This window comes from Pseudomonas sp. KK4 (assembly GCF_001984065.1).
In the GTDB taxonomy this organism is placed as follows: Bacteria; Pseudomonadota; Gammaproteobacteria; order Pseudomonadales; family Pseudomonadaceae; genus Aquipseudomonas.
Map to the genome: position 1 here is coordinate 1 of NZ_LYVP01000217.1, position 3,933 is coordinate 3,933.

5 protein-coding genes and 2 pseudogenes are annotated in these 3,933 nt (G+C 43.2%); all 7 read left to right on the forward strand.

The annotated features are described in order from the left end of the window. The coding region (locus tag B0W55_RS28930) for an RHS repeat-associated core domain-containing protein (RefSeq protein WP_139341009.1) at positions 1-573 on the forward strand (573 nt) is incomplete at its 5' end. A 7-nt stretch (positions 574-580) separates the two neighbouring features. Then, positions 581-1,192, forward strand: a complete 612-nt coding sequence (locus B0W55_RS28935) for a DUF1963 domain-containing protein (protein ID WP_077049319.1) — start codon at positions 581-583, stop codon at positions 1,190-1,192. A gap of 48 nt (positions 1,193-1,240) precedes the next feature. Next, a pseudogene (locus B0W55_RS28940) lies at positions 1,241-1,738 on the forward strand (AHH domain-containing protein); the annotation flags it as partial. A 3-nt stretch (positions 1,739-1,741) separates the two neighbouring features. Further along, a complete protein-coding gene (locus B0W55_RS28945; protein WP_077049321.1) occupies positions 1,742-2,281 on the forward strand; it encodes a hypothetical protein in 540 nt (179 codons plus the stop codon). Positions 2,282-2,467: 186 nt separating this feature from the next. Continuing rightward, positions 2,468-2,791 (forward strand): annotated as a pseudogene (locus B0W55_RS28950) (RHS repeat domain-containing protein); the annotation flags it as partial. A 101-nt stretch (positions 2,792-2,892) separates the two neighbouring features. Continuing rightward, positions 2,893-3,042, forward strand: a complete 150-nt coding sequence (locus tag B0W55_RS31370; protein WP_256576410.1) for an AHH domain-containing protein — start codon at positions 2,893-2,895, stop codon at positions 3,040-3,042. Positions 3,043-3,230: 188 nt separating this feature from the next. Beyond that, on the forward strand, positions 3,231-3,788 hold the full coding sequence (locus B0W55_RS28960; RefSeq protein ID WP_256576411.1) for an imm11 family protein: 558 nt from the start codon (positions 3,231-3,233) through the stop codon (positions 3,786-3,788). Positions 3,789-3,933 lie beyond the last annotated feature (145 nt).

Consider the following 3,933-nt stretch of genomic DNA (forward strand, 5'->3'; position numbering starts at 1 on the left):
TTTCAGGGGCAGTATTTCGATGACGAGACGGGGCTGCACTACAACACGTTTCGGTATTACGATTCGCAGGTGGGGCGGTTTGTAACGCAAGATCCGATTGGGATTCTCGGAGGCATCAATCTGTACCAATATGCCCCAAGCGCTATAGGCTGGATTGATCCTCAGGGGTTAGCCACACTTTTTGAGTTAGGAACATATGGTGGGATGAACGGGACAGCACATGTCGGAGATGGTCTGCAAGCACATGAGCTGCTCCGCCACGAATATCTGGTGCAACAGAATCTTGCAGAAAAGGGCATTAGGCTTTCAGGTAATCCATCTATTGCCCTTGATTTGGACCATCACACTAGAGGCCCTTCGAAAGACACGAGAGGCATTGGCGGTGCTCACTGGCATGAAATGCAAATTCGTGAAAGCCAAGGGCTCAGCAGAAATGAGTTTGCAACTTCACTTAAGCGAGAGCTAGATATAACTTCAGGTGCTCTTAGAAAAAGCGGGGTGCCTAGCTCGCGAGTTAAACAGCTAAAAAGAATGGCGAAAAAATTTCATAGTAGTCTAAGTGCATGTAAATGAGGTAATTATGATAGCGGTCAAACAAATTATTCCTTCTGATAGCGATACTGTTAATTCGGGTATCACGTTTGGGGGGCAAGCAGCTGAGATCGTAGCTTGGCCAGTAAACCCTGACGGTGACCCGCTTACTTTAATTGCTTCTATAAATTGTTCTAAAATAAAACGTCACTTAAAAAATAACAGCATGCCAAATGAAGGTGTTTTGTACATTTTTTCGACTTATAGTAAGTCTGACTATTTTCTCGAAAATATAACGTATAGTGGAGATTCGTCAGAGTTAGAATCCATTTTGAGTGGGTATACTAAAGTTATGCACAGTGATGGGGGGGTATTTCAAATAAGCCCTGTTGAAAGTGTTCCTGAGGTGCCGACAGAGTTAAAAGATAGGCAAGTCGGAGAGGAGGATTTTCCCGTGTTTTCTTTGATTTCAGCTTCGATCCCTCATGGAGTGATCGTTCCTGATGCTCTAATTGAAGAATATGATTTTATTTGTCAGCTGTATTCTTCAGATTTTTCAGAGCCATTTAAGGATGTTTTTTATTTAACCGATGCGGTTGGATATTTGTTCTTGAAAAAAAATGGAAGCGGGGAAGGGCTGTTTTTTGTTCAGACGGGTTGAGAAGTAGAGCGGGCTGATGGGCGGGGTCAAAACATGTCAGCCTCGGGGTTTCGGTATTACGATCCGGAGGTGAGGCGGTTTGTAACGCAGGATCCGATTGGGTTGTATGGCGGGTATAACTTATACAAATATGCTCCTGATCCTACTGGGTGGATTGATCCACTAGGGCTTTGTTCCAAAGCGTTAAGTAGCAATATGACACAAGGCGGTACACCCCGCCCTGCTAATTCAGCTGCTCATCATATCGTTGGTGACACTGCTAAGCTTGCTGCTCCTGCGAGAGCGGTGTTGGCAAAGCATAATATTCATGTGGACAATGCGGTCAATGGAGTATTTTTGCCTAATCGCAATAACTTTGACTCGAATGTTCCGGGGATCTTGCATAATGGAAAACATCCAAACTCTTATTTTGAAAGCGTTAACCAACTTATAATTAGTGCGGATAAGGCAGGTGGTAAGCCGATGATCTTAAAGACTCTCGATAGAATTCGTAATACATTGCTTTCAAGTCCGCGCGATGCGCAGTGGTCCGGATTATTTGGGTGAAATATGAAAATTTATTCAATAACGCAAGATGACAAATATAAAACATTGGTCGACACGAGTCAGTTGGGAGGTTTGCAGGATTTTGCTACAAAGTTAGCGTATGGTGAAACTACATTAGATTCAGGAAAGCACATTTTTCGCGTTGTATATAATAGTGATGATAGGAAAAAATCAGCACATTCTGATTTTTTTACTTTCTTCAGGCCTGTCTTGGTTGTCTCAGACAAAGCATATGAAGCGCTTGAATTTCTGCAGGGGTTTCCTAAAATTGAGTTGCTCGGTCCGCGAGCAGGGGACGTTGCAGTATTCATTACCGAGCTTCTATCAGATGCATTCGACTTTAAGCAGTCCGATTATGATAAGGGGGCAGGCGGATACGTCGTTTATAAGGCCGTTTTAAAAATTCCAGAGAGTTATGTGCGTCAGATTTTTCGCATACCTGAAAATCCGCAGGTGCTCTATGTCAGTCAGGCATTCAAAGACGCTGTAGAAACGCTGGGGCTGAGAGGTATCGCTTTTAATGAAGTTTCTCGAAGTTGTTAACGGGAATGCGAGGGTGATCAGAATTATATTGATAGTCGGTTCTTTTTTGGAGAGATGTATTCTGTCGGGTGAGAAGAAATAAGATTGGAAGCCATTGCTGGATGCAGATGTAAAGAGGGTTTCTTTTTATTCAAATAATACTCCTAATGTCAAGTAGACAGGCTAGCCTAAACCGGGATGAGGGGAGAGCGGAAGCTTTACTACTTCCACACCGATCAGATCGGTAAGCCGCTGGAGATGACTGACCGGGAAGGGCAGATTGTTTGGCAGGCGACGTATAAGGCTTGAGGGGCGGTGGAGTGTCTGGACGTCAGTGTAGTCGAGCAGAATCTGCGGTTTCAGGGGCAGCACTTCGATGATGAGACGGGGCTGTATTACAACACGTTTCGGTATCACGATCCGGAGGTGGGGCGGATTGTTACGCAGGATCCGATTGCTTTATCAGGAGGGATGAATTTTTACTCGTACGCACCTCACCCTAGTAACTGGGTTCATCCGTTAGGCTGGTGCTCTACGAAGTTAGGTAACAACATGGAGGCCAAATCCGGTGATGGAATGGCGAATCACCATTTGGTACCCGAGGAGCTGATAAAAAGCACACAATTTAAAGAATGTTCGGTAGGCTGAAGAATATTGGACGGGACCTGGATGGACCGTCCAATGGCATTTTTCTACCGGAAACCAAAGATTTAGCTCAAACAACCGGAATGCCGGGGCATTGGTCGAATCACGTGCAATGCACTGAAGCTGTAAAAAAATGAGTTAATAAAGCTTAACAATAATTTAAGTAGCCTGAATGACATGGATCTAGCGCTTGGCGTGAAGAATATTCAAACGTGGGCTGCTCAGGGGCTTGAAAGTTGGTTATTTAAACTTGACACTGTAACAGGTCGGCCGCTTTGAGATGAAATGATGAAAGATTTATATATTATAAAGTACGAGCCGGATGGTGAAGGAGCACCATTTTTTTGATTTGAATTGGACCCCTGATCTACCAGATTTTCATTACCCAACCGAGAGTCCAAAGGCTGATGCATTAAGTTTGAAATATCGCGCAATAGCGAATATTCCGAATATAAGTGCAGATTGGTTGCCGGATCACTTTTTGGCATCCAAGAAATTTTTGGAAGTATGTGATTTCTACGGATGTAGATATTTAAGTCGGCCAGTTGAGCTTATTATCCATGGCGGTGATGGGATAAATAATCAGTATTCGTTCTTTGCTGTTGTCGAAAGGCTCATGGGGATGGATCCCGCGAATTCTATTTTTGTGCTTGATGTTAATTCGAAGTTGGAGAGTGGTGGCGAAGCGCATAAAAATTATGAACGTATAGACAAGTTGGTTGTCTCTGAAAAAATTGATTCTGATCTATTCTATTTTCAAGAGATTCATGAGGTTGTTTGCTCAGCTCGCTTTATGAACGAATGTCAGAATAAAGGAATCTACGGGCTCAGATTTAGCCTAATAGATAAGGATTATCGTTATGCGCCATGGAATGACTTTTAATGGTTATGATTTTTTGAGGTTTTGATTTGCCATGGCGTGCAAAGTAAAATTTTTCGTATCGCAAATTAATTGCGTCTGTGCAGTTCTTTAAAAATATTATCTTCAGAGTGGTTTAAGACTCTCTTAAACCACTCACAGCAATGCC

Excerpts from the sequence above, each read along its gene's own strand:
- B0W55_RS31370 (WP_256576410.1), top strand. The coding sequence starts at position 2,893 with ATGTTCGGTAGGCTGAAGAATATTGGACGGGACCTGGATGGACCGTCC.
- B0W55_RS28935 (WP_077049319.1), top strand. The coding sequence starts at position 581 with ATGATAGCGGTCAAACAAATTATTCCTTCTGATAGCGATACTGTTAAT.
- B0W55_RS28945 (WP_077049321.1), top strand. The coding sequence starts at position 1,742 with ATGAAAATTTATTCAATAACGCAAGATGACAAATATAAAACATTGGTC.